This window comes from Curvibacter sp. APW13 (assembly GCF_032337135.1).
Lineage (GTDB): Bacteria > Pseudomonadota > Gammaproteobacteria > Burkholderiales > Burkholderiaceae_C > Allorhodoferax.
The window spans coordinates 341,033-365,828 of the sequence record NZ_JAVXZZ010000001.1 but is presented as its reverse complement, the minus strand read 5'-3'; the positions used below and the strand labels follow the sequence as shown (position 1 = coordinate 365,828).

Annotated in this window: 31 protein-coding genes and 1 tRNA gene; 28 read left to right on the top strand and 4 right to left on the bottom strand. The window is 62.4% G+C overall.

The features are described 5' to 3' along the window. Positions 1 to 40: 40 nt before the first annotated feature. Positions 41 to 784: a YdcF family protein gene (locus RQP54_RS01675; RefSeq protein WP_315676432.1), complete on the top strand. Its 744-nt coding sequence runs from the start codon at positions 41 to 43 to the stop codon at positions 782 to 784. 19 nt (positions 785 to 803) lie between these two features. Here RQP54_RS01675 and RQP54_RS01670 read toward each other — a convergent pair whose 3' ends face one another. Together RQP54_RS01670 and RQP54_RS01665 are read right to left on the bottom strand one after the other, a co-directional pair. After that, positions 804 to 1,073 carry a hypothetical protein gene (locus RQP54_RS01670; protein ID WP_315676431.1) on the bottom strand — a complete coding sequence of 90 codons (270 nt, stop codon included), beginning with the start codon at positions 1,071 to 1,073 and terminating at the stop codon, positions 804 to 806. A 142-nt stretch (positions 1,074 to 1,215) separates the two neighbouring features. Beyond that, positions 1,216 to 1,956 carry a hypothetical protein gene (locus tag RQP54_RS01665; protein WP_315676430.1) on the bottom strand — a complete coding sequence of 247 codons (741 nt, stop codon included), beginning with the start codon at positions 1,954 to 1,956 and terminating at the stop codon, positions 1,216 to 1,218. A gap of 278 nt (positions 1,957 to 2,234) precedes the next feature. On the opposite strand from RQP54_RS01665, the gene RQP54_RS01660 reads away from it, so the two are divergent. The 14 genes from RQP54_RS01660 to tatC all read left to right on the top strand — a co-directional run bounded on the left by RQP54_RS01660 (position 2,235) and on the right by tatC (position 10,284). Then, complete coding sequence (locus tag RQP54_RS01660) at positions 2,235 to 2,462, top strand: CopG family transcriptional regulator (RefSeq protein ID WP_315676429.1); 228 nt, start codon at positions 2,235 to 2,237, stop codon at positions 2,460 to 2,462. Continuing rightward, entirely contained in the window at positions 2,452 to 2,928 is a 477-nt protein-coding gene (locus RQP54_RS01655; protein WP_315676428.1) for a PIN domain-containing protein, read from the top strand. Before RQP54_RS01660 ends, RQP54_RS01655 begins: the two co-directional genes overlap by 11 nt. Next, complete coding sequence (gene hisC / locus RQP54_RS01650; RefSeq protein ID WP_315676427.1) at positions 2,925 to 4,061, top strand: histidinol-phosphate transaminase; 1,137 nt, start codon at positions 2,925 to 2,927, stop codon at positions 4,059 to 4,061. Before RQP54_RS01655 ends, hisC begins: the two co-directional genes overlap by 4 nt. Continuing rightward, complete coding sequence (gene hisB / locus RQP54_RS01645) at positions 4,058 to 4,687, top strand: imidazoleglycerol-phosphate dehydratase HisB (protein ID WP_315676426.1); 630 nt, start codon at positions 4,058 to 4,060, stop codon at positions 4,685 to 4,687. The genes hisC and hisB overlap by 4 nt, the downstream gene beginning before the upstream one ends. Before the next feature lie 63 nt (positions 4,688 to 4,750). Next, entirely contained in the window at positions 4,751 to 5,410 is a 660-nt protein-coding gene (gene hisH, locus RQP54_RS01640) for an imidazole glycerol phosphate synthase subunit HisH (RefSeq protein WP_315676425.1), read from the top strand. 60 nt (positions 5,411 to 5,470) lie between these two features. Continuing rightward, positions 5,471 to 6,211 (top strand): 1-(5-phosphoribosyl)-5-[(5-phosphoribosylamino)methylideneamino]imidazole-4-carboxamide isomerase, encoded by a 741-nt coding sequence (gene hisA, locus RQP54_RS01635; RefSeq protein ID WP_315676424.1) that lies wholly within the window; start codon positions 5,471 to 5,473, stop codon positions 6,209 to 6,211. 3 nt (positions 6,212 to 6,214) lie between these two features. After that, a complete protein-coding gene (gene hisF / locus RQP54_RS01630; protein ID WP_315676423.1) occupies positions 6,215 to 6,994 on the top strand; it encodes an imidazole glycerol phosphate synthase subunit HisF in 780 nt (259 codons plus the stop codon). Positions 6,995 to 7,055: 61 nt separating this feature from the next. Then, the gene (gene hisI / locus RQP54_RS01625; RefSeq protein WP_409997537.1) at positions 7,056 to 7,469 is read left to right on the top strand and encodes a phosphoribosyl-AMP cyclohydrolase; all 414 of its coding nucleotides are present in this window, start codon (positions 7,056 to 7,058) and stop codon (positions 7,467 to 7,469) included. 5 nt (positions 7,470 to 7,474) lie between these two features. Further along, complete coding sequence (locus RQP54_RS01620; RefSeq protein WP_315676421.1) at positions 7,475 to 7,864, top strand: phosphoribosyl-ATP diphosphatase; 390 nt, start codon at positions 7,475 to 7,477, stop codon at positions 7,862 to 7,864. A 31-nt stretch (positions 7,865 to 7,895) separates the two neighbouring features. Beyond that, positions 7,896 to 8,303 carry a hypothetical protein gene (locus RQP54_RS01615; RefSeq protein ID WP_315676420.1) on the top strand — a complete coding sequence of 136 codons (408 nt, stop codon included), beginning with the start codon at positions 7,896 to 7,898 and terminating at the stop codon, positions 8,301 to 8,303. Further along, on the top strand, positions 8,300 to 8,677 hold the full coding sequence (locus tag RQP54_RS01610) for a histidine triad nucleotide-binding protein (RefSeq protein ID WP_315676419.1): 378 nt from the start codon (positions 8,300 to 8,302) through the stop codon (positions 8,675 to 8,677). Before RQP54_RS01615 ends, RQP54_RS01610 begins: the two co-directional genes overlap by 4 nt. A gap of 49 nt (positions 8,678 to 8,726) precedes the next feature. Continuing rightward, positions 8,727 to 8,978: a Sec-independent protein translocase subunit TatA gene (gene tatA / locus RQP54_RS01605; RefSeq protein ID WP_315676418.1), complete on the top strand. Its 252-nt coding sequence runs from the start codon at positions 8,727 to 8,729 to the stop codon at positions 8,976 to 8,978. A gap of 31 nt (positions 8,979 to 9,009) precedes the next feature. After that, positions 9,010 to 9,462 carry a Sec-independent protein translocase protein TatB gene (tatB, locus tag RQP54_RS01600; protein ID WP_315676417.1) on the top strand — a complete coding sequence of 151 codons (453 nt, stop codon included), beginning with the start codon at positions 9,010 to 9,012 and terminating at the stop codon, positions 9,460 to 9,462. A gap of 33 nt (positions 9,463 to 9,495) precedes the next feature. Then, positions 9,496 to 10,284, top strand: coding sequence for a twin-arginine translocase subunit TatC (gene tatC / locus RQP54_RS01595; RefSeq protein ID WP_315676416.1), 789 nt, complete (start codon positions 9,496 to 9,498; stop codon positions 10,282 to 10,284). Positions 10,285 to 10,350: 66 nt separating this feature from the next. Here tatC and RQP54_RS01590 read toward each other — a convergent pair whose 3' ends face one another. After that, positions 10,351 to 11,490, bottom strand: coding sequence for a S1C family serine protease (locus tag RQP54_RS01590; RefSeq protein WP_315676415.1), 1,140 nt, complete (start codon positions 11,488 to 11,490; stop codon positions 10,351 to 10,353). Positions 11,491 to 11,903: 413 nt separating this feature from the next. Between RQP54_RS01590 and RQP54_RS01585 the strand changes: the two genes are divergently transcribed. The 8 genes from RQP54_RS01585 (at position 11,904) to RQP54_RS01550 (ending at position 17,991) form a co-directional block, all read left to right on the top strand. Further along, the gene (locus tag RQP54_RS01585) at positions 11,904 to 12,713 is read left to right on the top strand and encodes a Nif3-like dinuclear metal center hexameric protein (RefSeq protein ID WP_315676414.1); all 810 of its coding nucleotides are present in this window, start codon (positions 11,904 to 11,906) and stop codon (positions 12,711 to 12,713) included. Between the two features lie 16 nt (positions 12,714 to 12,729). Next, positions 12,730 to 13,785 carry a 4-hydroxythreonine-4-phosphate dehydrogenase PdxA gene (gene pdxA / locus RQP54_RS01580; protein ID WP_315676413.1) on the top strand — a complete coding sequence of 352 codons (1,056 nt, stop codon included), beginning with the start codon at positions 12,730 to 12,732 and terminating at the stop codon, positions 13,783 to 13,785. Positions 13,786 to 13,862: 77 nt separating this feature from the next. Continuing rightward, positions 13,863 to 14,459: a ubiquinol-cytochrome c reductase iron-sulfur subunit gene (gene petA, locus RQP54_RS01575; protein WP_315676412.1), complete on the top strand. Its 597-nt coding sequence runs from the start codon at positions 13,863 to 13,865 to the stop codon at positions 14,457 to 14,459. Positions 14,460 to 14,470: 11 nt separating this feature from the next. Further along, the gene (locus tag RQP54_RS01570; protein WP_315676411.1) at positions 14,471 to 15,883 is read left to right on the top strand and encodes a cytochrome bc complex cytochrome b subunit; all 1,413 of its coding nucleotides are present in this window, start codon (positions 14,471 to 14,473) and stop codon (positions 15,881 to 15,883) included. Positions 15,884 to 15,901: 18 nt separating this feature from the next. Continuing rightward, entirely contained in the window at positions 15,902 to 16,648 is a 747-nt protein-coding gene (locus RQP54_RS01565; RefSeq protein ID WP_315676410.1) for a cytochrome c1, read from the top strand. 97 nt (positions 16,649 to 16,745) lie between these two features. After that, positions 16,746 to 17,357: a glutathione S-transferase N-terminal domain-containing protein gene (locus tag RQP54_RS01560; RefSeq protein ID WP_315676409.1), complete on the top strand. Its 612-nt coding sequence runs from the start codon at positions 16,746 to 16,748 to the stop codon at positions 17,355 to 17,357. Between the two features lie 27 nt (positions 17,358 to 17,384). Then, positions 17,385 to 17,852, top strand: coding sequence for a ClpXP protease specificity-enhancing factor (locus RQP54_RS01555; protein ID WP_315676408.1), 468 nt, complete (start codon positions 17,385 to 17,387; stop codon positions 17,850 to 17,852). 63 nt (positions 17,853 to 17,915) lie between these two features. Beyond that, positions 17,916 to 17,991: transfer RNA gene (locus RQP54_RS01550), tRNA-Thr, on the top strand. 18 nt (positions 17,992 to 18,009) lie between these two features. Here RQP54_RS01550 and RQP54_RS01545 read toward each other — a convergent pair. Further along, positions 18,010 to 18,306, bottom strand: coding sequence for a hypothetical protein (locus tag RQP54_RS01545; RefSeq protein ID WP_315676407.1), 297 nt, complete (start codon positions 18,304 to 18,306; stop codon positions 18,010 to 18,012). A gap of 27 nt (positions 18,307 to 18,333) precedes the next feature. Here RQP54_RS01545 and RQP54_RS01540 point away from each other — a divergent pair, with 27 nt between their 5' ends. The 5 genes from RQP54_RS01540 to RQP54_RS01520 all read left to right on the top strand — a co-directional run bounded on the left by RQP54_RS01540 (position 18,334) and on the right by RQP54_RS01520 (position 24,693). Further along, the gene (locus RQP54_RS01540) at positions 18,334 to 19,257 is read left to right on the top strand and encodes a M23 family metallopeptidase (RefSeq protein ID WP_315676406.1); all 924 of its coding nucleotides are present in this window, start codon (positions 18,334 to 18,336) and stop codon (positions 19,255 to 19,257) included. Positions 19,258 to 19,364: 107 nt separating this feature from the next. Then, positions 19,365 to 22,106 carry a preprotein translocase subunit SecA gene (secA, locus tag RQP54_RS01535; RefSeq protein ID WP_315676405.1) on the top strand — a complete coding sequence of 914 codons (2,742 nt, stop codon included), beginning with the start codon at positions 19,365 to 19,367 and terminating at the stop codon, positions 22,104 to 22,106. 15 nt (positions 22,107 to 22,121) lie between these two features. Then, on the top strand, positions 22,122 to 23,351 hold the full coding sequence (argJ, locus tag RQP54_RS01530; RefSeq protein ID WP_315676404.1) for a bifunctional glutamate N-acetyltransferase/amino-acid acetyltransferase ArgJ: 1,230 nt from the start codon (positions 22,122 to 22,124) through the stop codon (positions 23,349 to 23,351). 24 nt (positions 23,352 to 23,375) lie between these two features. Next, positions 23,376 to 24,257: an ATP-binding protein gene (locus RQP54_RS01525; RefSeq protein ID WP_315677732.1), complete on the top strand. Its 882-nt coding sequence runs from the start codon at positions 23,376 to 23,378 to the stop codon at positions 24,255 to 24,257. Further along, positions 24,238 to 24,693 carry an NUDIX domain-containing protein gene (locus RQP54_RS01520; protein ID WP_409997517.1) on the top strand — a complete coding sequence of 152 codons (456 nt, stop codon included), beginning with the start codon at positions 24,238 to 24,240 and terminating at the stop codon, positions 24,691 to 24,693. Before RQP54_RS01525 ends, RQP54_RS01520 begins: the two co-directional genes overlap by 20 nt. The last annotated feature ends 103 nt before the right edge of the window (positions 24,694 to 24,796 follow it).

Below are 24,796 nucleotides of genomic sequence, written 5' to 3'. Positions count from 1 at the left end.
GCCGTGCCCTGGCTTGTTTTCGCCGCCTCCGATCCACACCATGATCTACCTGCACAAGCTCCTTCCCTTGCTGCTGTCCCCCATCGTGCTGGTCTGCGCCCTGGTGCTGGCCGGTGTGCTGACGCGCAGGCGCTGGCTGTCCGTATGCGGGGTGGCGCTGCTGTGGCTCTGTGCTTCCCCATGGTTTTCGGACATGGTGTTTCGCTCAGTGGAGCGGCACGCCGTGCGGCAGGTGGCGTCGGAGATGCCGCGCGCCGATGCCGTGGTGGTGCTCAGCGGCATGCTCGCTGCCGTGCCCGGCGCCCATGGCGTGGTGCAGGAGTGGAGCGACCCGGACCGTTTCTTTGGTGGGCTGGAACTGTTCGCCGCGGGCAAGGCCCCCAAGCTCGTGTTCACGCGCGGCAAGCTGCCGTGGGAGGTGACCGAGACCGCCGAGGGTGACATCCTGCGTGATCTTGCGGTGAAGCAGGGCGTGTCTGCACAGGCCATCGTCTTGACCGGCCCGGTGGAAAACACCCAGCAGGAAGCCACCGAGGTACGCCGCCTGTTTCCCACGGAAGGTGCCACGGTGCTGCTGGTCACCTCCGCCTTCCACATGCCCCGCGCCCGGGCCTTGTTCGAAGCCCAGGGCCTGCGCGTGCTTCCGTTTCCGGTGGACTTTAAGGTGCCGGAGAAGCAAACCACCGTGATGGACTTCCTGCCCGACGCCAATGCGTTGCGCTGGACGGATGTGGCGGTGCGTGAGGGGATTGGGCGGGTGTATTACTGGGTGCGAGGCAGTTGAAGTCGCTGCCAGCGGCGGGCTATCCGACCAGTCCAGCGACCGCGCCGATGGCACAGGCCAGCGCCAGGATGGTCCAAAGCCAGAATGTCTGGCTCAGATCGCCCAAGCCATAGCGCGAATTCCAATCCTTTCGTTTGGATTGCTCCATCAACGGGATGCCATCGAGCGGTTGTCCTAAATCGTCCGCTGTGACTGAATAGGGAACCTTGTCCGCAGGGACGGAGAGCTTCCACGCGTCGTAGGCCAGGCATGTGAAGACCAAGGCTGCAATCAGAAGGAGCAAGTTCATATGCGATTTAGCTATTGAGTTCAGCAGGCCAGACACTGCATTGCGATTGGCCCGTGGCGAGCATGTTGATAGCTAGCACTTCCCGGGTAAAGTGCCACGCCGGTGCAGGTCCGCTCCAGCGAGGGGTTGGGCTTCGCCGGCCTCAGCGTGACGGATGAAGGGCTTTCTCGCACAACGCCCGATTGAACCAAGTAGCCTTCGCCACAGTGATGTAGTTGTCGAAATCGCATGGCGGCAGGAAGATGGTGTCGCCCCTCTTAAGGTCCTCCTCGTCGTCGAGGCGACCCGCCAACGTTGACTTCAAGGTGGCAAGGCAATCAGCGGGGGAGCCGTCGTGATACTGCGACAGGGCAAGGTCATTTCGCACCTGATCGATCTCAATCCAGTTCATGTGCGCCTTGCACTCGGATATGAGACTGCGCAACGCGTTCTTTGATGCCTTGTAGCGCTTGGCCTTGTAGTGGGACAGGGACTGGTCCCATCGTGTTTGGCGACCTTCCGGTGTGCATGATTTGGAAAGTGCTCGATACACGCCGTCGAAGCCGGCCCGCGCGCCACAGAAGTCTCTGCAACCCTCCTCCGTTAGCGGTTCGACTTTGATCGATGTGCCGACTGTTTGGAACGAAACCGTGCACGTCAGGCCGTTGCCCTCGTCTGCGTGCCCTGACGTTTGGTGCACTCTGCCGCCAACTGAGCACAGGTGGCAGTTGCCACCGATGGTCTCGATCTGAAAGAATTGCCCGTCTAGGCCCTGTTTTTCGATCAAAAGTGTTCCGGAGCCGCCCTCTCGGTAGTATGTTCCCGGCTTCACTTCCTCAGGTGCGGCGATCACGGGCCAACTTTGGGTCAGAACGACTACAGCCAAAGCAAAAAAGCGAATCATGTGTCGTGCCCAACGTAATGTAGACGGCAGGATTCCGCCAATTCGTTCGGTTGAAAACCCATAAAAACAGCCTCCAGCCCGCGTGGAATATGCGCAAGGCGCTCATCTAAAGATAGCGACAAACCCGGCAGATGCCTTGACGGAGCGGTGGGTGGGGATAGTGCCATGGCGAGCATGCGTTGTTTTGCGTTGGACTGTAGCACTGGCACGGCCCGGAACTGATTGAAGGTATTAACCACGAAATCAGTGTTACACGAATTTCGTGTTACACTGATTTCGTGAAAAACGTCACCATCACCGTGGAAGACACCGTGCTCGAATGGGTGCGCATCGAGGCGGCCAAGCGCGGCAGCAGCGTGTCGCGGCTGGTGGGGGAGATGCTGGCCGAGAAGATGCAGCACGACGACGCCTATGCGCGCGCGCAGCGCGAGTGGCAGGCGGACACGTCCACATTCGACTCCAACGGCCAGCCGTTGCCCGCCCGCGAGGTGACGCATGGCCGCTGAAACTGCGTTGGCCCCGGTGTGTTTTGTCGACACCGCGGTGTTGCTGGCGGTGGATGACGCCCACGACGCCACCCGCCGCGCCACGGCGCGCGCCTGGATGGAAGCGCTGTGGCAGGGGCGCTGCGGGCGCGTGAGCACGCAGGTGTTGTCCGAGTACTACGTGATTGCCACCCAGCGCTTTGGCATGCCCGCTGGGGATGCCCGCGCAAAGCTGCGTCGCTACCAGCTGTGGAAGCCCTGGCAGGTGGACCACCAGACGGTGGAAACCGCCTGGGGCGTGGAAGCGCGCTTTGGCCTGCCGTACTGGGATGCCCTGGTGGTGGCCGCTGCCGCCCAGAGCGGCGCCCGCTACGTGCTGAGCACGGAGCTTACCCACCTGCAGCAGATTGACGGCGTGACCGCTTTCAACCCCTTTGTCGGCACGCTGGCAGGCGCTGGCTTCGCCGTGGAGACCCCCGCACCATGAGTACGACCGCTAGCACCGACGCTGTGATTGCACGCCGCATCCGCCAGGATGTGCAGTCCATGCATGCCTATGCCATCCAGGATTCCAAGGGCATGGTCAAGCTCGACGCCATGGAGAACCCGCACCCGCTTCCCGCCGCACTGCAGGCTGAACTGGGCCAGCGCCTGGGTGCCCTGGCGCTGAACCGCTACCCCGATGGCCGCGTGAACGACCTGCGCAAGGCGCTGGCCGCGTACGCCGACATGCCCGCGGGTTACGACATCATGCTGGGCAATGGCTCGGACGAGCTGATTTCGCTGCTGGCCATGGCCTGCGACCGCCCGGTGGCGGCCGGTGAAGCGCGCCCCGCCATCCTGGCCCCCGTGCCCGGCTTCGTGATGTACGCCATGAGCGCCGCGCTGCAGGGGCTGGACTTCATGGGCGTGCCGCTCACCCCCGAATTTGCGCTCGATGTGCCGGCCATGGTGCAGGCCATCCAGACCCGCCAACCGGCCATCGTCTACCTGGCCTACCCGAACAACCCCACGGCCAACCTGTGGGACCGCGGCGCCATGGCGACGGTCATCGAGGCAGCTGCCAGCGCGGGCAGTATCGTGGCCGTGGACGAGGCCTACCAGCCGTTTTCCAGCCACAGCTGGATCGACGAGATTCGTGCCCGCCCGCAGGACCATGGCCATGTGCTCTTGATGCGCACGCTCTCCAAGTTCGGCCTGGCCGGGGTGCGCCTGGGCTACATGGTGGGCCCCGCCGCCCTGGTGGCCGAGGTGGACAAGGTGCGCCCGCCCTACAACGTGAGCGTACTCAACTACGAATGCGCGCTGTTCGCGCTCGAACACCAGGAGGTGTTTGCGGCCCAGGCCCGCGAAATCTGTGCGCAGCGCGCTATTCTTTTGGAAGCACTTCGGGCGATGCCGGGCGTGCGGGCGTTCGAGAGCGACGCCAACATGGTGCTGGTGCGCTTCGAAGGCGCTGTGGACCGGGCACAACAGGTGTTCGACGGCCTCAAGGCCCGTGGCATTCTGGTGAAGAACGTTTCTAAAATGCACCCATTGCTGGCCAACTGCCTGCGCCTGACCGTGGGCGCCGCCGACGAAAACCGCGCCCTGCTCGCGGCCCTGCAGGACACACTATGACCGATTACGCCCTGACCGAAGTTCCCTCCACCGCCTTGCCCCGCGTGGCCGAGGTGGTGCGCAACACCAACGAGACCAAGATCCGGGTGCGCGTCAACCTGGACGGCACGGGCCAGAGCCGCCTGTCCACCGGCATCGGCTTCTTCGACCACATGCTCGACCAGATCGCCCGCCATGGACTGATCGACCTCGACATCGAAGCCGATGGCGACCTGCATATCGACGGCCACCACACGGTCGAAGACGTGGGCATCACCCTGGGGCAGGCGGTGGCCAAGGCCGTGGGTGACAAGAAGGGCATCTACCGCTACGGCCACGCCTATGTGCCACTGGACGAAGCCCTGAGCCGCGTGGTCATCGACTTTTCCGGCCGGCCGGGCCTGGTGATGGACGTGCCATTCACCAGCGGCATGATCGGCAGCTTTGACACCCAGCTCATGCACGAATTCTTCCAGGGCTTCGTGAACCATGCACAGGTGACGCTGCACATCGACAACCTCAAGGGCCACAACGCCCACCACCAGGCGGAGACGGTGTTCAAGGCCTTCGCGCGGGCACTGCGTGCGGCGCTCGAACGCGACCCCCGTGCGGCCGGGGTCATTCCGTCGACCAAGGGTAGTCTGTAGAATCGAGCCAAAAGGCCGTCTGGCCCGCGTCGATACAGCGTAAACAGCTAGTAAATTTGTAGCATGAAAAAAGTGGCAGTGGTGGACTACGGCATGGGCAACCTGCGCTCGGTGACGCAGGCCGTGATGCATGTGGCCGCAGACGCTGGCGTGGACGTGGTCTGGGCCCGCACGGCCCAGGAAGTGATGGATGCCGAGCGCGTGGTGCTGCCAGGCCAGGGCGCCATGCGCGACTGCATGCGCGACCTGCATGAGAGCGGCATGTTCGATGCCGTGATGCACGCCGCTGCCAACAAGCCGCTCATGGGCGTGTGCGTGGGCATGCAGATGCTGCTGGACCACAGCGAAGAGCAGGGCGTGGACTGCCTGGGGCTGATTCCGGGTCGCGTGGTGCGCTTCGAGCTCGAAGGCCGCTTGCAGGAAGACGGCAGCCGCTTCAAGGTACCGCAGATGGGCTGGAACCAGGTCTGGCAGACCGGCGCGGGCACCGACAAGCGACACCCGGTATGGGGCGATGTGCCGGATGGCAGCTACTTCTACTTCGTGCACAGCTACTACGCCAAACCGTCCGATGCACGCCACAGTGTGGGCGAAACCGACTACGGCGCACGCTTCAGCTGTGCGGTGGCACGCGATAATATTTTCGCGACCCAGTTCCACCCCGAAAAAAGTGCCGACCACGGTTTGTCCCTGTACCGCAACTTCCTGCACTGGAACCCCTGATTTCTTTCCTGGCGACGCTGCGCGCTTCTTTTTCCTCCACTCCCCACGCTCTGAAGCATCATGCTTTTAATCCCCGCAATTGACCTCAAGGACGGCCACTGTGTGCGCCTGAAACAAGGTGATATGGACCAATCCACCACGTTTGGTGAACAACCGGACGTGATGGCGCGCAGCTGGGTGGACAAGGGGGCGCGTCGCCTGCACCTGGTGGACCTGAACGGTGCCTTTGCCGGCCAGCCCAAGAACGAGCAGGCCATCAAGAAGATCCTCAAGACCGTGGGCGACGAGATCGACGTGCAGCTCGGTGGCGGCATCCGCGACCTGGACACCATCGAGCGCTACCTCGACGCCGGCCTGCGCTACGTCATCATCGGCACCGCGGCGGTCAAGAACCCCGGCTTCCTGCGTGACGCCTGTACTGCGTTCGGCGGCCACATCATCGTGGGCCTGGACGCCAAGGACGGCAAGGTAGCCACCGACGGCTGGAGCAAGCTCACCGGCCACGAGGTGGTGGACCTGGGCAAGAAGTTCGAGGACTACGGTGTCGAGTCCATCATCTACACCGACATCGGCCGCGACGGCATGCTCACCGGCATCAACATCGAGGCTACGGTCAAGCTGGCGCAGGCGCTCACCATTCCCGTTATCGCGTCGGGCGGCCTGTCCAACATGGCCGACATCGAGGCGCTGTGCGCGGTGGAAGATGAGGGTGTCGAAGGCGTCATCTGCGGCCGCGCTATTTACAGTGGCGATCTGGACTTCCAGAAGGCGCAAGAGCGCGCTGACGAACTGAACGGCTGACCGGTGCTTGCCAAGAGAATCATCCCTTGCCTGGACGTGACCGGTGGTCGCGTGGTCAAAGGCGTCAACTTCGTCGAGCTGCGCGATGCGGGCGACCCGGTCGAGATTGCCGCGCGCTACAACGACCAGGGTGCCGACGAGCTGACCTTTCTGGACATTACCGCCACCAGTGACGGGCGCGACCTGATCCTGCACATCATCGAGGCCGTGGCCTCCCAGGTATTCATTCCTCTCACCGTAGGCGGTGGGGTGCGCACGGTGGAAGACGTGCGCCGCCTGCTCAACGCAGGGGCCGACAAGACCAGCTTCAATTCGGCTGCGCTGGCCAACCCGCAGGTCATCAACGACGCCTCGGAAAAGTACGGCTCGCAGTGCATCGTGGTGGCCATCGACGCCAAGCGACGCAGTGCCGAAGATGCGCTCGCCCGGGGTGCCGGCTGGGATGTGTACAGCCACGGGGGACGCAAGAACACCGGTCTGGACGCCGTGGCCTGGGCGACCGAGATGGCGCGCCGGGGCGCGGGCGAGATTTTGCTGACCAGCATGGACCGTGACGGCACCAAGAGCGGCTTCGACCTGGAACTGACCCGCGCCGTGGCAGACGCCGTGAGCGTGCCGGTGATTGCCAGCGGTGGAGTGGGTAACCTCGACCACCTGGCCGATGGCGTGCAGCAGGGCGGGGCGGATGCGGTGCTGGCCGCCAGCATCTTCCATTACGGCGAATACACCGTGGCCCAGGCCAAGGCGCGCATGGCTGCGCGTGGCATTCCGGTACGGCTTTGACCATGAAATCGGGCTCTGGCCCGCGTAGAAATTGCGTAGGCAGCTACTGAATTGGTAGCAACTGGCGCACCACCGAGAACATAGCATGCAGTGGTTGGATCAGATCAAGTGGGATGAGAAGGGGCTGGTGCCCGTGATCGCGCAGGAGCAGGGCAGCCGCGACGTTCTCATGTTCGCCTGGATGAACCGCGAGGCCCTGCAGAAGACCGCCGAGCTGGGCCGTGCGGTGTACTTCAGCCGCTCGCGCAACAAGCTCTGGTTCAAGGGCGAGGAGTCGGGCCACGTGCAGACTGTGCACGCCATCCGCATCGACTGCGACAACGACGTCATCCTGCTGGAAGTGACCCAGACCGGGCACACGCCCGGCATTGCCTGCCACACCGGCCGCCACAGCTGCTTCTACAGCGTATTGCGCGACGGGCAGTGGACGGCGGTGGATCCGGTCCTGAAAGACCCTGAGAGCATCTACAAGTAAGCACCATGTCTGCGAATACACCCACTTCTTTGTCCCAGGATGCGCTGGCGCGCTTGGCTGCCGTGATCGAAAGCCGCAAGCCAGCGGCTGGGGGCGACCCCAGCGCCAGTTACGTGGCCAAGCTGCTGGCCAAGGGGCCGGACGCCTTTTTGAAGAAGATCGGCGAAGAGGCTACCGAGGTCGTCATGGCCGCCAAGGATGCCGACCACGGTGGCGACGCGACCAAGATCGTCTACGAGGTGGCCGACCTGTGGTTCCACAGCATGATCGCGCTGGCCCACTATGGCCTGACGCCTGCCGACGTGATTGCCGAGCTCGAGCGCCGTGAAGGCACCAGTGGCATCGAGGAAAAGGCCCTGCGCAAACTCGCGGCCCGAGAGGGTGGCGCAGTCTGATTGCCCGAACCCGAACTCTGGAGGTTTTCCCATGAGCGAAGATTTCACCGATGTGACACCCAAGGCGGTAGCCCCGGTTGACCTGGCGTTGCTGCAGCGCCTCAACACCATTGGCGTCATCAGCTACGTGCTGCATTTGCTCGTGGCGGTGGCAGCCATGGTGCCCGGTGCCCAGTTCGGCACCACCTTGCTCATCGTGGCGCTGCTCATTGACTGGACCCAGCGCGACAGTGCCGAGGGCACCTGGCACGCCTCGCATTTCCGTTACCGCATCCGCTCTGTGGTTACAGCGGGAGTGCTGTACCTGGTGACGCTGCCCTTGTGGGCGCTGTTGCTGCTGCCTGGCATGATTGCCTGGATCATCATTTCGGTGTGGTTCCTCTACCGCATCGCCACCGGTTTCATCGCCATGAACAAAGGCCAGGAGATTCACGCATGAGCACCCATGGAGTGGTCGACCACGACCCCGATTGCCTGTTTTGCAAGATCGTTGCCAAGAAGATTCCGTCGCGGCCGGTCTACGAGGACGATGAGTTCTACTGTTTTCACGACATTGCCCCGTGGGCGCCGGTGCATTTCTTGATCATTCCCAAGGCGCACATCCCCAGCATGGCGCACATTACGGATGCGCATGCGGGCCTGATGGGCCGCATGATGGCGCTGGTGCCGAAGCTGGCGGCGCAGGAAGGCTGCAACCCTTACCCCGATGGGGGCTTCCGGCTGGTGACCAACACCGGCGTGGAAGGCGGGCAGGAAGTGCGACACTTGCATTTTCATGTCATGGGGGGCAGCCGCCCCTGGTTGCGTGGCTGATTCGGCACAGCGGCAGTCTAAAATCCGTCACCGACTTTAGGAGTTCATCATGGGTTCGTTTTCGATTTGGCACTGGCTGATCGTTCTGTTGATCGTGGTCATGGTCTTTGGCACCAAGAAGCTCAAGAACATCGGCTCTGACCTGGGTGGTGCCGTCAAGGGCTTCAAGGACGGCATGCGGGACGGCGCCGCACCGGAGACACCTGCTACACCGCAACCGCCTGCTCAGCAGGTGTCGCACGCAGCACCGCAGACTGCTGCGAAGGACACGATCGACGTGCAAGCCACGCCCAAGTCCTGATTCCTCCTGAGTTCCTGCAAGCACTGCACGCGTGATTGATCTCGGCATATCGAAGATGGCGCTCATCGGCGCCGTGGCGCTGATCGTCATCGGCCCGGAAAAGCTGCCGGGCGTGGCGCGCACGCTGGGCGCCTTGCTGGGCAAGGCGCAGCGCTACGTGGCCGACGTCAAGGCCGAGGTCAACCGCTCCATGGCGCTCGACGAGCTCAAGAAGATGCGCGAATCGGTCGAAGGGGCCGCGCGCGACATGGAAAACAGCATCCAGACCCAGGCCTCCGAGTTCGAGAAGTCCTGGCAGGAGGCCACCGACCAGGCCCTGCCCGAGGCCACACCGGTCTATCCGCAGTACCAGCACCCGCGCAAGAATTTCCGCCTCAAGCAGGGCGCGGTACCCCAGTGGTACAAGGCCCGCATGGGCGTGCGCACCAAGGCCCAGTCGGGAGCGGCGCGTGTGGCGCGTTTCCGCCCGCCCAAAGCGCGCTGACCAGCGTCGGGCGCACCGAACATTTTCTGACCCATGGCATCCAACGACACCCCGCCGGACGAACTGGCCGGCACCGAGCAGCCGTTCGTGCAGCACTTGATCGAGCTGCGTGACCGCCTGGTCAAGGCCACCATCGCCATTGCTGTCTGTACGCTTGCCCTGGCCTTGTACCCCGGCCCCGGTGAGCTGTACGACATCCTGGCCGCGCCGCTGGTGGCGCACCTGCCCAAGGGGGCCACGCTGATCGCCACCTCGGTCATTTCCCCGTTCCTGGTGCCGCTCAAGATCCTGCTGATGGTGGCCTTCCTGATGGCCTTGCCCGTCGTGCTGTACCAGCTGTGGGCCTTCGTGGCGCCAGGCCTGTATGCGCACGAGAAGAAGCTGGTCCTGCCGCTGGTCATTTCGAGCACCGTGCTGTTCTTCATCGGTGTCGCGTTCTGCTACTTCTTCGTGTTCGGACAGGTGTTCAAGTTCATCCAGAGTTTTGCGCCCAAGTCCATCACGGCCGCACCGGACATCGAGGCTTACCTGAGCTTCGTGCTGTCGATGTTCCTTGCCTTCGGCATGGCCTTCGAAGTGCCTATCGTGGTCATTGTGCTGGCGCGCATGAACGTCGTCAGCATCGACAAGCTCAAGGCCTTCCGCAGCTATTTCATCGTCGTGGCCTTTGTCATCGCAGCCGTGGTGACGCCACCCGACGTGGTGTCGCAGCTGGCGCTGGCCATCCCGATGTGCCTGCTCTATGAGGTGGGTATCTGGGCCGCGCAACTCTTCATCAAGCACACCCAGGCGCCTGCCGAAGAGGAAGTTGCTCCCCGTTGAATCGGGCTGTAGCCCGCGTGGATGCTGCGTAGGCAGCTATTAAAGCCGTAGCAAATCAGCGCGCGTTCAGCGCTGGATGGCCTTCGGCTTTGGCCGCACACCGGGGGTGATGTCCAGGCTCAGCGCCTGGTTCTGCCGCTCAAGCTGGAACTTGGCCGCCGTGCCGGGTTTGAGGGCGGCCACGGCAGTCAGCAGTTCACTGACATTGTTGACCGGCTTGCCCTCCACCTGGGCGATCACGTCGCCGGGGTGCAGGCCAGCGCGTGACGCCGGGCCGTTCTGCAGCACACCCGTGATGATCACGCCCCTGTCGGTCTTGACGCCAAAGGTTTCCTTCAATTCCGCAGTGAGTTCGTTGGGCTCGACGCCGATCCAGCCACGGGTGACCTTGCCGTCCTTGACGATGGCGTCCAGCACCAGGCGGGCGGTGCTGACCGGAATGGCGAAGCCAATGCCCATGCTGCCGCCGGATTGCGAATAGATGGCGGTGTTGATCCCCAGCAGGTTGCCAGCGGTGTCCACCAAGGCGCCGCCCGAGTTGCCTGGGTTGATGGCAGCGTCGGTCTGGATGAAGTTCTCGAAGGTATTGATACCCAACTGGTTGCGTCCCAGTGCGCTGATGATGCCGCTGGTCACCGTCTGGCCGACACCGAAGGGGTTGCCAATGGCCAGCACCTGATCGCCCACCTGCACCGTGTCGGAGTTGCCCCAGACGATGGCCGGCAGCTTGTCGAGTTCGATCTTGAGCACGGCCAGATCGCTGTCGGGATCGGTGCCGATGACCTTGCCCGAGGCGTGGCGGCCATCCTGCAGCAGCACGTCGATCTCGTCGGCATCGTCGATCACGTGGTTGTTGGTCAGGATGTAGCCGCTGGGGCTGACGATGACGCCACTGCCCAGACCGCCGCTGGGCTGGTCGTTGGGGTCGCTGTTGAAGAAGCGCGACCAGGGGTCGCCCCCCGGCGCAGCCTGGCGTGCCGACTGGGTACTGATGCTGACCACAGCAACCGACGCCTTCTGTGCTGCCAGGCGGAAGCTGGCGGCCGGAATGTCCTGCGCGCCATTGGATGCTGCTTCTATCAATGGCACGGTACCGCTACGCGTGCCAGGTCCGCCCACCCACTGGGGTTTGAGGGTGGCAACGACGAAATAGGCCGCCAGCAGGACGGTGACGGCTTGGGAAAACAGGAGCCAGGTGCGCTTCATGGTGCGGGGGCGCGCTAAAGGGCGCGTTGGCACAAATTGTAGGTCGGGTAGGCAGTGCAGAATGGGGTTTATGCGCCAACGCGTCATTCACCTCCATTGCGAGGCCCCTCCCAAGCCGTCGGTGGGCCAGCCCTGCAACGGGTGTGGGGTCTGCTGCGCTGCCGAGCCCTGCCCATTGGGGGTGGTACTGAGCCTGCGCCGCCGCGGTGCTTGCCGGATGCTGCGCTGGGAGGCGCAGTCAAGCCGCTACCGCTGTGGCGCCCTCGATTTGGCCCACGCCGGTGGTGGCTGGTGGCGTCGCTGGTGTGCACGCTTGGTGCAGCGATGGATTGCGGCGGGCGCTGGTTGCGACTGTGACTGGGAGGCGTCCGTGGCATCATCGTTGGAGAACCGATGACAACCGCCCGTGAACGATGATCCTGCAACGCACTGAACTCTGCGCACACCTGCACACCCTGCTGGAGGTGGACAAATTCAAGGACTATTGCCCCAATGGCTTGCAGGTCGAGGGGCGTGACCGGGTGCGCAGGGTGGTCAGCGGTGTGACCGCGAGCCAGGCTCTGATCGAGCAGGCCATCGTCTTGGGTGCCGACACGATCCTGGTCCACCATGGCCTGTTCTGGCGTGGCCACGATGGCAGGGTGACGGGCTGGATGCGCAAACGCCTGGGGTTGCTGCTGCAACACGACATCAACCTGCTGGCCTACCACCTGCCGCTGGATGCCCATCCGCAGTGGGGCAACAACGTGCAACTGGGGGCGCGCCTCGGCCTGGTCGCAGACACCCGTTTCGGCGAGCAGCAGCTGGGTTTCCTGGGGCGGCCGCACGCTGACCTGTTCCATCCTGACACCGAGGGATTGCAACGTGCGGCCGACGGCACGCTGCAGTTTGCGGGCGCGCAGAGCCTGGCATCCCACGTCACGCAGGTCATGGGCCGCCAGTCGTTGCTGGTGGAAGGACATCCGGGGCCGATCGACCGCATTGCCTGGTGCACGGGCGGTGCGCAGGGCTACTTCGAGGCCGCCATTGCCGCCGGTGCCCAGGCCTTCATCACCGGGGAGATTTCCGAGCCCCAGGCGCATTACGCCCGGGAGTGCGGGGTGGCCTACATCGCCTGCGGCCACCATGCCAGCGAGCGCTACGGGGTGCAGGCATTGGGCGAGTACCTCGCCAGCCAATGGGGCGTGGAGCACCAGTTTGTTGACATCGACAACCCTGCTTGAGCCCACGATGCCGACCATGAATGCACCAAGCTTGCAGCCGATTGCGGTCACCCTGGGGGACCCCTGCGGCATCGGGCCCGAAATCATCGCCAAGGCTTTTGTGCAGGCACCTGATTCGGTACGCCATTGCTTCGTGGTGGGTGACGCCGGTGTGATGCAGCGTTGCATCGACAGCCTCGTTGCCGGTGGCCACCTGGCTCGCGCTCCGGTGCTGCGATTGATCGCTGATCCGGGCGAGGCACGGCACTGCCCTGAAGGCGTCATGGCGCTGTACCAGGTGGGTGACGCCGTGCCAGAGCTGGCGCTGGGGCAGGTGCATGCGCTGGCTGGTCGCCTGGCTGGTGACTGCGTAGCCTGGGCGGCCCAGGCGGCGCTGGAAGGTCAGGTGGCAGCGATGGTGACGGCCCCCCTGCATAAGGAAGCGCTTTCGGCTGCCGGTGCACCCTACGATGCGTTTCCCGGGCACACGGAGTTGCTGCAGCATGCCGCAGCACGTCATGCAGGATGCGACGTGGCTGACATGCCCGTGCGCATGATGCTGGCCAACGAGGAGTTGCGCACGGTCCTGGTCAGCATCCATGTGTCCCTGCGCCGAGCCATTGAAGCGGTGACCTACGCCAACGTGCTGCAGACCTTGCAGATCGCCCATCGGGCGCTCGGTCGCATGCTGGGCAGGCAGCCGCGCATAGCCGTGGCAGGCCTGAACCCACATGCCGGGGAGGGCGGTCTGTTCGGGGACGAGGAGCAGCAGGTCATCGCTCCCGCCATCGAGGCCGCGCGCCGGCAAGGCATGCGGATCGAGGGACCTTTCCCGGGGGATACGGTGTTCATGAAGGCGCGCCAGTCGGCCGCCAGTGCGGATCCGGTCGACGCGGTAGTCGCCATGTACCACGACCAGGGACTGATCCCGGTGAAGTACCTCGGTGTCGAGAATGGCGTGAATGTGACCTTGGGGCTGCCCCTGGTGCGGACCAGCCCGGACCACGGTACCGCCTTCGACATTGCCGGTCGCGGGCTGGCCGATCCATCCAGCCTGCTGGCCGCGATCCGCATGGCCCGCCAATTGTCGTAAGCCGGCGGTCATGAGGGGCTGGTGGGCTCGGCTACAATTGCCCCTTCCCCTAGTAGTGATGTTCATTGAGGATTCTCATGAGTGAAACCCTTGTCGACTCCAGTAAGCGCACATGGCTGATCGCATCTGGATGCGCTGGCGCAGTGGGCGGTGTAGCGACCGCCGTTCCTTTTGTAAGCACTTTCCAGCCCTCTGAGCGCGCCAAGGCCGCTGGTGCGGCAGTGGAAGTGGATGTCGCAAGCCTCAAGCCCGGTGAGAAGATCACTGTGGAGTGGCGTGGCAAGCCGGTGTGGATCATCCGTCGTACACCGGAGCAGTTGGCAGCGCTGTCCAAGCTGACCGACAAGGTCGCCGACCCGGAGTCCAAGCGCAAGCTGGAAATGACGCCTCCCTACGCCCGCAACGAAGGCCGCTCCATCAAGCCCGAGTACTTCGTGGCCGTCGGTATCTGCACCCACCTGGGCTGCTCGCCTTCTGACAAGTTCCAGGCTGGTCCCCAGCCTTCGCTGCCGGATGACTGGCAAGGCGGCTTCCTGTGCCCCTGCCACGGTTCCACCTTCGACATGGCCGGTCGCGTGTTCAAGAACAAGCCCGCACCGGACAACCTCGAGATCCCGCCGCACATGTATCTGTCGGATACCAAGCTGCTCATCGGTGAAGACAAGAAAGCCTGAGGAACAAGAACATGGCTGAATTCAAGGAAGTTTCCCCCAACGCGTCGGCGGGTGAAAAGCTCACCAACTGGTTCGAGAACCGTTTTCCGACCGCGTTTTCCGCCTACAAGGTGCACATGTCGGAGTACTACGCTCCGAAGAACTTCAACTTCTGGTACGCCTTCGGCTCGCTGGCCCTGCTGGTGCTGGTGATCCAGATCGTGACCGGCATTTTCCTGGTCATGCACTACAAGCCGGACGCCAACCTGGCGTTTGCCTCGGTCGAATACATCATGCGTGATGTGCCCTGGGGTTGGCTGATCCGCTACATGCATTCCACCGGTGCTTCGGCCTTCTTCGTGGTGGTGTACCTGCACATGTTCCGCGGCCTGATGTACGGCAGCTACCGCCAGCCGCGCGAGCTGGTGTGGCTGTTCGGCTGCGCCATCTTCCTGGCGCTGATGGCCGAAGCCTTCATGGGCTACCTGCTGCCCTGGGGCCAGATGAGCTATTGGGGTGCCCAGGTGATCGTGAACCTGTTTGCCGCCGTTCCCTTCGTCGGTCCGGACCTGGCGCTGCTGATCCGTGGTGACTACGTGGTGGGCGATGCCACCCTGAACCGCTTCTTCAGCTTCCACGTGATTGCCGTTCCGCTGGTATTGCTCGGCTTGGTGGTCGCCCACCTGCTGGCCCTGCACGACGTGGGTTCCAACAATCCTGACGGGGTCGAAATCAAGGGCCCCAAGGCTCCGCGCGATGCCCAGGGCCATCCGCTGGACGGCGTACCCTTCCACCCCTACTACACCGTGCACGACATCTTCATGGTGTCCTGCTTCCTGCTGGTGTTCACGGCCGTGATCTTCTTCGCGCCGGAAATGGGTGGCTACTTCCTCGAGTACAACAACTTCATCCCTGCTGATCCGCTGAAGACACCGCTGCACATTGCGCCGGTCTGGTACTTCACGCCGTTCTACTCGATGCTGCGCGCCATCACCGATGAAATGAAGATCGTCCTGATCCTCTGCGTGATCGGTGCGGGTGCCTTCTCGGTGCTCAAGCTCAAGCTGCCCAGCGTGTTCAAGGCAGTCATCGCCGGTGCCACCGTGGTCGGTGCCGCTGCCCTGTACATCTTCGAAGCCAAGTTCTGGGGTGTGGTGGTGATGGGTGGTGCCGTGATCACCCTGTTCTTCCTGCCCTGGCTGGACAACTGCGCGGTCAAGTCGATCCGCTACCGTCCGGACTGGCACAAGTACCTGTATGCCATTTTCGTGGTGAACTTCGTGGTGCTGGCCTACCTCGGTGTGCAGCCCCCGTCCCCCGTGGGTGAGCGTGTCTCCCAGGTCGGCACCCTGTTCTACTTCGGTTTCTTCTTCCTGATGCCCTGGTGGAGCGCCAAGGGCCAAACCAAGCCGGTGCCGGACCGTGTGACCTATACCGCCCACTGAGCTTTGGAGATGACGATGATGAAAAAGACAATTCTGGTTCTCCTCTCGGTCCTTGGCTTTGCCATGGGCGCGCATGCCAGCTCCGGCGGCATGGCCTGGGACAAGGCGCCCAACAAGATCAATGACATGGCTGCGCTGCAAAACGGCGCCAAGCTGTTCGTGAATTACTGCCTGAGCTGCCACTCGGCCGCCTTCATGCGCTACAACCGCCTGAAGGACATCGGATTGACCGAGCAGCAGATCAAGGACAACCTACTGTTCACGACCGAGAAGGTCGGTGAGACCATGCAGGCAGCCATCGATCCCAAGCAGGCCAAGGAATGGTTTGGTGGCAACCCGCCCGACCTGACCGTGATTGCGCGTTCGCGTGCCGGCGCCAACGGTACCGGCGCAGACTACCTGTACACCTACATGCGCACCTTCTATCCGGACGAGACCAAGGCAACCGGCTGGAACAACCTCGTGTTCCCCAATGTGGGCATGCCGCATGTGCTGTGGGAACTGCAGGGTCTGCGCAAGCCCGTCATCGAGGGTTCGCTCGACCATGGCGGCCACGTGACCGGCTGGGAGCAGATCACTCCTGGCACCATGACACCGCAGCAGTATGACGAGGCGGTGGCGGATTTGGTAAATTACCTGCAGTGGATGGCAGAGCCCGCCCAGACCAAGCGTGTGAACTTGGGTTATTTCGTCATGGCGTTTCTGGCACTGATGATTTTTGTGACCTGGCGCTTGAACCAGTCTTACTGGAAAGACGTGAAGTAAGCATTGACGTGGTTGCCGGCTGAGGGCCGGAACGCATTGCACGACAGAGTGGGCTGCGCTGCAGTCCACTCTTTTTGATTTTTAGGAGTGTTTGACCATGATGGTTTTGTATTCGGGTACCACCTGTCCTTTTTCGCACCGCTGCCGTTTTGTGCTGTTTGAAAAAGGCATGGATTTCGAGATCCGCGACGTCGATCTCTACAACAAGCCCGAAGACATCAGCGTCATGAACCCCTATGGCCAGGTGCCAATCCTGGTCGAACGCGACTTGATCCTGTACGAATCGAACATCATCAACGAGTACATCGACGAGCGCTTCCCGCATCCGCAACTGATGCCTGGCGACCCGGTGGACCGCGCCCGCGTGCGCCTGTTCCTGCTGAATTTCGAGAAGGAACTGTTCACCCATGTGATCACGCTCGAATCGCGCGCTGCCAAGGGCAACGAGAAGGCGTTGGAAAAGGCACGTGCCCATATCCGCGACCGTCTGACCCAGCTGGCCCCCGTGTTCCTGAAGAACAAGTACATGATGGGCGAGAACTTCTCGATGCTCGACGTCGCCATCGCCCCCCTGTTGTGGCGCCTGGACTACTACGGCATCGAGCTCAGCAAGAATGCCACCCCGCTGCTGAAATACGCCGAGCGCATCTTCTCGCGCCCAGCCTACATCGAGGCGCTGACGCCCTCCGAAAAGGTCATGCGCAAGTAACGCGCACCACCGATGTCCGAAAGCGCCATGCCGGGTTCGACCCGCCCCTACCTGATCCGTGCCTTGTACGAATGGTGCGCGGACAACGGTCTGACGCCCTTCATCGCAGTCGCGGTGGATGGGACCGTGAGTGTGCCGATGGAGTATGTGCGTGATGGCGAAATCGTGCTGAACATCAGCATGGACGCCACCAGCGGATTGCTCATCGGCAACGATGCGATCGAATTCAAGGGCCGTTTCGGTGGCGTTGCCCGCGACCTCTATGTGCCCATTCATCGCGTCTTGGCCATCTACGCCAGGGAAAATGGTCAGGGCATGGCATTCCCCTTGCAGCCAGCGGAGGGTGGCGTGACCGCGCCCGCCCAGCCGGAAGCGGCGGGTTCGGTTGTAAAGGCTGCAGTGGTCAAGGAAGTCAAGAGCAGCGATGCCGCAACAGAACCTCCGCCGCGCCCACCGAGCGGAGGCGCTCGCCCGACCCTGACCCGGATCAAATGAGCTGACGACGCAGCGGTGCGTGGGGCAGCGAGCTAGGTGTTCTGCGCTACAATGCGAAGCTGTGCCGATTTAGCTCAGTTGGTAGAGCACCCGCCTTGTAAGCGGTAGGTCATCAGTTCGAATCCGATAATCGGCACCACTTCTTCGCCTTGGTTGTTCAAGCAAGTACCTTGACGCGAATGGAAGTGGTCTCCCATCCTTTGCTACGGAGGTGGGCCTCCAGAGTGGGTTGCAGCTGACGCAACTTCGCAGCGACGGAGTTGTTTGCCGCAAACAGGCACCAGTTTTCCGGTGCGAGTGGCCCAGCTTTTATGTGGTTTCGCAGATGGGGTGGCAACAGAGGTTGTACCGCCGCGAGCATTTTCTGGGACTGATCGATGAGGCTGGCGTAGCGTGCCAGACCTGGGGCTTCCAGGGTGGCCTGAATCAGCGTTTTGGAAGTGGTGCGCGGCATGGCATTTCAACAGTGTGGGGAAAGCGGATGCAGGTGATTATCACGGACACGTGGCTCGCAAAGACCCGTGCCTTTCATCTCAGCGGACTGAAGCTGATCGGTTTCTTCATTGCCTGTGCATTCGCCCTGATGCTGGCATCGGCATTCATGTACCACTGGATCTTCCTCAAGGGCGCGCGTGAGGGCTGGCCCATCATCGGTACCTTGGTGCGTATCGTGGTGAAGGATGAGTTCGCCCAGCGCGACCGCTTCCTGAAGGAAAACATCGAAGTTCTGGCGCGTCGCACCGGCGAAATGCAGGCGAAGCTGCGCCAACTGGAGTCTCTGGGCGAGCGCGTGTCCTCGCTCGCGGGCATGCCCAAACCGGATTTCCAGACACCACCAGGCTCGGGTGGCGCGCTGGTACTGTCCCATGACCTCAGCCTGGAAGAGTTGGCGCGGCTGGTAGAGGCTGTGGATGGGAGCACTAATGCCGAAGTGGATTGGTTGACTGCAGTCGAGTCGCGGTTGGTGGAGCAGAAGGTCAAGAAGATGATGATTCCTACCCAGCAACCGGTCGCGCAGGCCAACCTCGGGTCGCTCTTTGGCTGGCGCATCGATCCCATCACGGCCCAATCGGCACTGCACACAGGTCTGGACTTTTCGGCTGCAGTCGGAACGCCGATCGTGGCCGCCGCGGGGGGGGGAGTCGTGACGCAGGAGTTTCATCCACAATACGGGAACATGGTGGAAATTGACCATGGCAATGCCCTGATCAGCCGTTATGCCCACGCTTCCAAGGTCTATGTGAAGAAGGGTGATCTGGTCAAGCGCGGTCAGCACATCGCTGACGTTGGTACCAGCGGGCGTTCCACCGGACCCCACCTGCATTTTGAGGTGCTCGTCAATGGGGTACCGCAGGATCCTCAACGCTTTCTCAACGCGGGTAGCCGAATTGCCGCAGTAAAATGAACGGTTATCCCTGCGGCCTTGAAGGCGGCAGGGGCGTTCCCATCTACCCAGTCGCGGGACTGTTAGCCAGGCGGTTGCTCCGGACTGCCTGCGAATACCTCTGATTCATGGCCACAAATTTCCTCACCAAGATTTTCGGCAGTCGCAACGACCGTCTTCTGAAACAATACCGGGCCGTCGCTGCCAAGGTCAACGCGCTGGAAGACCGCACGGCGGCCCTGAGTGACGAACAGCTTCAAGGCAAGACCCAGGAGTTCCGGAACCGGATCGCACAAGGCGAATCACTCGATGCGCTGATGCCGGAAGCTTTTGCCGTGGTGCGTGAAGCCTCCAAGCGGGTCATGAAGATGCGTCACTTTGACGTGCAGTTGATAGGTGCCATGGCTCTGCACCAGGGCAAGATCGCCGAAATGCGCACCGGTGAGGGCAAGACGCTGACAGCGACGCTGGCTGTCTACCTCAATGCCCTGTCAGGGCAGGGTGTGCACGTGGTGACGGTGAACGACTACCTGGCCAACCGCGACGCGGCCTGGATGGGCCGCCTCTACAACTTCCTGGGTTTGACGGTCGGTGTGAATCTGCCACAGATGTCGCGCGAGCAAAAGCAGGCGGCCTACAACGCAGATATCACTTACGGTACCAACAACGAGTACGGTTTTGACTATCTGCGTGACAACATGGTCTACGAAACCGCAGACCGTGTACAGCGCAAACTGAATTACGCCATCGTTGACGAGGTGGATTCGATCCTCATCGACGAAGCGCGTACCCCCTTGATCATCAGCGGTCAGGCGGAGGACCACACCGACCTGTACCTGGCCATCAACAAGGTGGCCCCCCGCCTGGTGCGCCAAGAAGGCGAGGCGGACCCGCGTACGGGTGAGGGTGTGACGAAACCCGGGGATTTCACGGTCGACGAAAAGAGCCACCAGGTGTTCCTGACGGAGCAGGGGCATGAGACAGCGGAACGCATTTTTGCCGAACTGGGATTGATCCCCGCAGGGGCGTCACTGTATGACCCGGCCAATATCACGCTAGTGCATCATCTCTACGCCTCGCTGAGAGCCCACCACATCTACCTGCGCGACCAGCACTATGTCGTGCAACAGGGCGAAATTGTCATCGTGGACGAATTCACGGGGCGCCTGATGACGGGGCGCCGCTGGAGCGATGGGCTGCATCAAGCGGTCGAAGCCAAGGAAGGCGTGGCGATCCAGGCGGAAAACCAGACCATGGCGTCGATCACGTTCCAGAACTATTTCCGCCTCTACTCCAAGCTCGCGGGCATGACCGGAACGGCGGATACCGAGGCCTACGAATTCCAGGAGATCTATGGCCTGGAGACGGTGGTGATTCCGCCCAACCGCGTGAGCAAGCGCGAAGACCAGTTGGATCGCGTCTACAAGACGACAGCGGAAAAATACACCGCGGCGATCGCTGACATCCGTGAGTGTTACGAGCGCGGACAACCGGTGCTGGTAGGTACCACGTCGATCGAAAACTCGGAAATCATCGCGCGCTTGCTCGAGAAGGAAAAGCTGCCGCACCAGGTGCTCAACGCCAAGCAGCATGCCAGGGAGGCCGACATCGTTGCCCAGGCCGGGCGCGAGAAGATGATCACCATTGCCACCAACATGGCCGGCCGCGGTACCGACATTGTGTTGGGCGGCAGCATCGAGAAGGCAGTGGAAGCGATCGAGGCCGACGAGAGCCTGACCAACGAGCAAAAACAGGCACGAATCGCCGATATCAAGGACCGCTGGAAGACAGACCACGAGAAGGTCAAGGCGCTTGGTGGTCTGCGCATCATTGCGACCGAGCGGCACGAGTCGCGCCGTATCGACAACCAGCTGCGCGGTCGTTCGGGGCGCCAGGGTGACCCGGGTTCGTCGCGTTTCTACCTGAGCCTTGATGACGCGCTGATGCGCATCTTTGCCGGTGATCGCGTCAAGGCCATCATGGATCGGCTGAAGATGCCCGAAGGCGAAGCCATCGAGGCCGGCATCGTGACGCGCAGCATCGAGAGCGCGCAGCGCAAGGTGGAGGCACGCAACTTCGACATGCGCAAGCAGCTGCTCGAATACGATGACGTGGCCAATGACCAGCGCAAGGTGATTTACCAGCAGCGCAATGCCATCCTCGACGCCGCAGATCTCGATGCACAGGTAGCCGCCCTGCGCGAAGGCTGCTTCGAAGACCTGGTGCGACAGTACGTACCCGCCGAATCCGTCGAAGAGCAATGGGACATCGCAGCCTTGCAGAAAGTCCTGGCGGACGAGTGGCAGCTGAACCTGGATCTGGCGGGCAAGGTCAGTGCGGCAACTGCGATCGCAGACGACGACATTGTCCAAGCCGTCGTCGCCGCCGCCCATGCGCACTTCGCCGCCAAGGTGGAACTGGTGGGAACCGAGAGCTTCACCCAGTTCGAGCGCATGGTATTGCTGCAGAGCCTGGACACGCACTGGCGCGACCACCTGAGCGCGCTGGACTACCTGCGCCAGGGTATTCACCTGCGTGGCTATGCACAGAAGCAGCCCAAGCAGGAGTACAAGCGCGAGGCGTTCGAGCTCTTTGGCCAGATGCTCGATGCGGTCAAGAACGAAGTGACGAAGGTGCTGATGACCGTTCGCATCCAGTCGAATGAGCAGATTGCGCAGGCCGCGGAAGCGATGGAAGAGAAGGCCGAGCACATTGCCAATGTCACCTATACCGCACCCGATGAATCCGGCGCTGCGGTCACCAGTGCCGCGGGTCCGTCAGCCTCCGATGTTCCCCGTGTGGGGCGCAACGATCCCTGCCCCTGCGGCAGCGGCAAGAAATACAAGCAGTGCCACGGCAAGCTGTCCTGAACCTTTGGAATTCCTATGCCCGTCAATCTTCCGATTCCTGTGAGTAGTGCCTTGGCCGCTGTGCCTGGGGTACGCATTGGCACCGCGCAAGCGGGGGTACGCAAAGTGGGGCGCACGGACCTGTGCGTGATACTGCTGGACGAGGGCGCCCACGTGGCGGGTGTCTTCACCCAGAACCGGTTCTGTGCCGCCCCGGTGCAGGTGTGCCGTGATCACCTGGCTGCAGGCAAGGGTATTCGTGCCATCGTCGTCAACACGGGCAACGCCAATGCCGGTACAGGGGCAGAAGGCATGGCCAATGCCAAGCGTACCTGTGAGGCGCTCTCCGCACGATTGGGCGTAGCGTCTGAGCAGGTGCTTCCGTTCTCGACCGGCGTCATCATGGAACAGTTGCCGGTGCAGAAGATCATCGATCGTCTGGGCGACGCCATCGATGGCGCTCATCCAGACCGATGGTTCGACGCCGCCCAGGCGATCATGACCACCGACACCCAACCCAAGGCAGCATCGCGGACCGTGCGTCTCGGTGATCGCGAAGTCGTGGTCACTGGCATCAGCAAGGGCGCGGGCATGATTCGCCCGAACATGGCCACCATGCTGGGCTTTGTGGCGACCAACGCCTGTATTGCTCCCGCGGTGCTGAATGCACTGGTGCGCTCGCTGGCCGACCAGTCCTTCAATCGCATCACCATCGACGGAGATACGTCAACCAACGATTCCTTCGTGCTGGTGGCAACGAACCAGGCTGGAAACCCGGTAGTCGATTCGGAAACCAGCGCGGAGGCCGTTGTCCTGCGCCAGGCCTTGGTGGAGGTGGCACAAGAGCTCGCGCATGCCATCGTCCGTGACGGCGAAGGCGCAACCAAGTTCATCACCATCCGCGTCGAAGGTGGGCGCAACACTGAAGAGTGCCGCCAGGTGGCCTATGCGATTGCCCATTCCCCCTTGGTGAAGACGGCGTTTTTCGCCAGTGACCCGAACCTGGGGCGCATCTTGGCCGCGGTCGGCTATGCCGGCATTGCCGACCTGGACCAGACACAGATCGAATTGCACCTGGATGATGTGCATGTGGTCACGGCCGGTGGACGCAACCCCCAATACCGTGAGGAAGACGGTCAACGCGTGATGAAGCAGAGCGAAATCACCATCCGCGTGGGGCTTGGTCGCGGCCAGGCCGTGGACACGGTGTGGACCTGCGACCTGAGCCACGACTACGTCACCATCAACGCAGATTACCGCTCCTGAACGAGGCTTGACACTGGCTGCATGATGGAAACCGATTGGCTGCGTTTTATCCACCGCGCCCTGCAGTTCATGGACCGCATGGAAGCCGCGATGCCGCATGGCATTGCTGAGCCGGATTGGAGCCAGTCCATCGCCTTTCGCTACCACCGCCGCCGCAGCGGCCATGCCGCGTTGATGCCGGTACGGCATGTGGGGCGCATCGATGCCGACCAGCTGCGGGAAATCGATGCCCAGAAAGAGAAGATCTTTCGCAATACGGCCCAGTTCGTGCAGGGGTTGCCAGCAAACAACGTGTTGTTGACCGGGGCGCGCGGCACCGGTAAGTCTTCCTTGGTTCGGGCCTGCTTGCATGCCTTTGCTGCGCAGGGACTGCGGCTTATCGAAGTCGACAAGGCCGATCTGCTGGATTTGCCCGACATTGTCGAACTGGTGGCTCAGCGGCCCGAAAAGTTCCTGGTGTTCTGCGATGACCTGAGCTTTGAAGAGGGCGAGGCCGGGTACAAGGCGCTGAAGTCCATACTCGATGGCTCGGTGGCAGCCGCCACCCCGAACGTGCTGGTGGTGGCTACGAGCAACCGGCGCCACCTGCTGCCGGAATACCAGTCGGAGAACCTGAGCTACAAGCACACCGCGGATGGAGAAATCCACCCTGGGGAAGTGGTGGAGGAAAAGATTTCGCTCTCCGAGCGCTTTGGTCTGTGGGTGAGCTTCTACCCCTTCAGCCAAGAGGAATACCTGCGCATTGTGGACCAGTGGCTGGTCGGCTATGGGGTGAGCCCTGAAGCATCGACCCAGGCCCACGCCGATGCTTTGGTGTGGGCTCTGGAGCGCGGCTCGCGCAGTGGTCGGGTGGCCTACCAGTTTGCGCGAGACTATGCAGGTCGCCATGGGCAACAGCGCGCCTGAGTCGTCTTTGTTGGTGGTGGATGCCGACATCGTGCGGCCAGACAACGCGCGTGCGCCCATTGATGTGGCTGTTGGAATGCTGCTGCAGTCCGATGGACGCTTCTTGCTATGCACCCGTCCGCCGGGCAAGGCGTACGCTGGCTATTGGGAATTTCCGGGTGGCAAGCTGGAAGCCGGAGAGGACGTCGTCAGTGCCCTGTCGCGTGAGTTGGCTGAGGAAATCGGCATCCAGGTGAGGGAAGCGCTTCCGTGGAAGACGCTTCTGGTGGACTACCCCCATGCGCTGGTGCGCTTGCACTTCTGCCGGGTACTGCGCTGGGACGGTGAGCTGCGCATGCTTGAAGGGCAAGACTGCGCGTGGCAGTCCTTACCCGTTCAGGTCCACCCCATCTTGCCCGGGACGATCCCAGTGCTGGACTGGCTGGCCCGGGACTGATCGTACACCGCGCAATCGGTTGCTATAAGTGTTATAGCTAAGTGCGTAGTATTGGTAAGGATTACGGCAGATTTTTCCGCATTTCTGGGCTGACGAGTCTTAT

Excerpts from the sequence above, each read along its gene's own strand:
- RQP54_RS01520 (WP_409997517.1), top strand. The coding sequence starts at position 24,238 with ATGGGCAACAGCGCGCCTGAGTCGTCTTTGTTGGTGGTGGATGCCGAC.
- RQP54_RS01675 (WP_315676432.1), top strand. The coding sequence starts at position 41 with ATGATCTACCTGCACAAGCTCCTTCCCTTGCTGCTGTCCCCCATCGTG.
- argJ (WP_315676404.1), top strand. The coding sequence starts at position 22,122 with ATGCCCGTCAATCTTCCGATTCCTGTGAGTAGTGCCTTGGCCGCTGTG.
- RQP54_RS01665 (WP_315676430.1), bottom strand. The coding sequence starts at position 1,956 with ATGATTCGCTTTTTTGCTTTGGCTGTAGTCGTTCTGACCCAAAGTTGG.
- hisB (WP_315676426.1), top strand. The coding sequence starts at position 4,058 with ATGACCGATTACGCCCTGACCGAAGTTCCCTCCACCGCCTTGCCCCGC.
- petA (WP_315676412.1), top strand. The coding sequence starts at position 13,863 with ATGAGTGAAACCCTTGTCGACTCCAGTAAGCGCACATGGCTGATCGCA.
- RQP54_RS01560 (WP_315676409.1), top strand. The coding sequence starts at position 16,746 with ATGATGGTTTTGTATTCGGGTACCACCTGTCCTTTTTCGCACCGCTGC.
- RQP54_RS01590 (WP_315676415.1), bottom strand. The coding sequence starts at position 11,490 with ATGAAGCGCACCTGGCTCCTGTTTTCCCAAGCCGTCACCGTCCTGCTG.
- RQP54_RS01655 (WP_315676428.1), top strand. The coding sequence starts at position 2,452 with ATGGCCGCTGAAACTGCGTTGGCCCCGGTGTGTTTTGTCGACACCGCG.
- hisH (WP_315676425.1), top strand. The coding sequence starts at position 4,751 with ATGAAAAAAGTGGCAGTGGTGGACTACGGCATGGGCAACCTGCGCTCG.
- secA (WP_315676405.1), top strand. The coding sequence starts at position 19,365 with ATGGCCACAAATTTCCTCACCAAGATTTTCGGCAGTCGCAACGACCGT.
- hisA (WP_315676424.1), top strand. The coding sequence starts at position 5,471 with ATGCTTTTAATCCCCGCAATTGACCTCAAGGACGGCCACTGTGTGCGC.
- hisC (WP_315676427.1), top strand. The coding sequence starts at position 2,925 with ATGAGTACGACCGCTAGCACCGACGCTGTGATTGCACGCCGCATCCGC.
- RQP54_RS01585 (WP_315676414.1), top strand. The coding sequence starts at position 11,904 with ATGATCCTGCAACGCACTGAACTCTGCGCACACCTGCACACCCTGCTG.
- RQP54_RS01565 (WP_315676410.1), top strand. The coding sequence starts at position 15,902 with ATGAAAAAGACAATTCTGGTTCTCCTCTCGGTCCTTGGCTTTGCCATG.
- RQP54_RS01525 (WP_315677732.1), top strand. The coding sequence starts at position 23,376 with ATGGAAACCGATTGGCTGCGTTTTATCCACCGCGCCCTGCAGTTCATG.
- RQP54_RS01670 (WP_315676431.1), bottom strand. The coding sequence starts at position 1,073 with ATGAACTTGCTCCTTCTGATTGCAGCCTTGGTCTTCACATGCCTGGCC.
- RQP54_RS01545 (WP_315676407.1), bottom strand. The coding sequence starts at position 18,306 with ATGCCGCGCACCACTTCCAAAACGCTGATTCAGGCCACCCTGGAAGCC.
- RQP54_RS01540 (WP_315676406.1), top strand. The coding sequence starts at position 18,334 with ATGCAGGTGATTATCACGGACACGTGGCTCGCAAAGACCCGTGCCTTT.
- tatC (WP_315676416.1), top strand. The coding sequence starts at position 9,496 with ATGGCATCCAACGACACCCCGCCGGACGAACTGGCCGGCACCGAGCAG.
- tatA (WP_315676418.1), top strand. The coding sequence starts at position 8,727 with ATGGGTTCGTTTTCGATTTGGCACTGGCTGATCGTTCTGTTGATCGTG.
- RQP54_RS01620 (WP_315676421.1), top strand. The coding sequence starts at position 7,475 with ATGTCTGCGAATACACCCACTTCTTTGTCCCAGGATGCGCTGGCGCGC.
- RQP54_RS01615 (WP_315676420.1), top strand. The coding sequence starts at position 7,896 with ATGAGCGAAGATTTCACCGATGTGACACCCAAGGCGGTAGCCCCGGTT.
- RQP54_RS01555 (WP_315676408.1), top strand. The coding sequence starts at position 17,385 with ATGCCGGGTTCGACCCGCCCCTACCTGATCCGTGCCTTGTACGAATGG.
- RQP54_RS01610 (WP_315676419.1), top strand. The coding sequence starts at position 8,300 with ATGAGCACCCATGGAGTGGTCGACCACGACCCCGATTGCCTGTTTTGC.
- RQP54_RS01570 (WP_315676411.1), top strand. The coding sequence starts at position 14,471 with ATGGCTGAATTCAAGGAAGTTTCCCCCAACGCGTCGGCGGGTGAAAAG.
- pdxA (WP_315676413.1), top strand. The coding sequence starts at position 12,730 with ATGAATGCACCAAGCTTGCAGCCGATTGCGGTCACCCTGGGGGACCCC.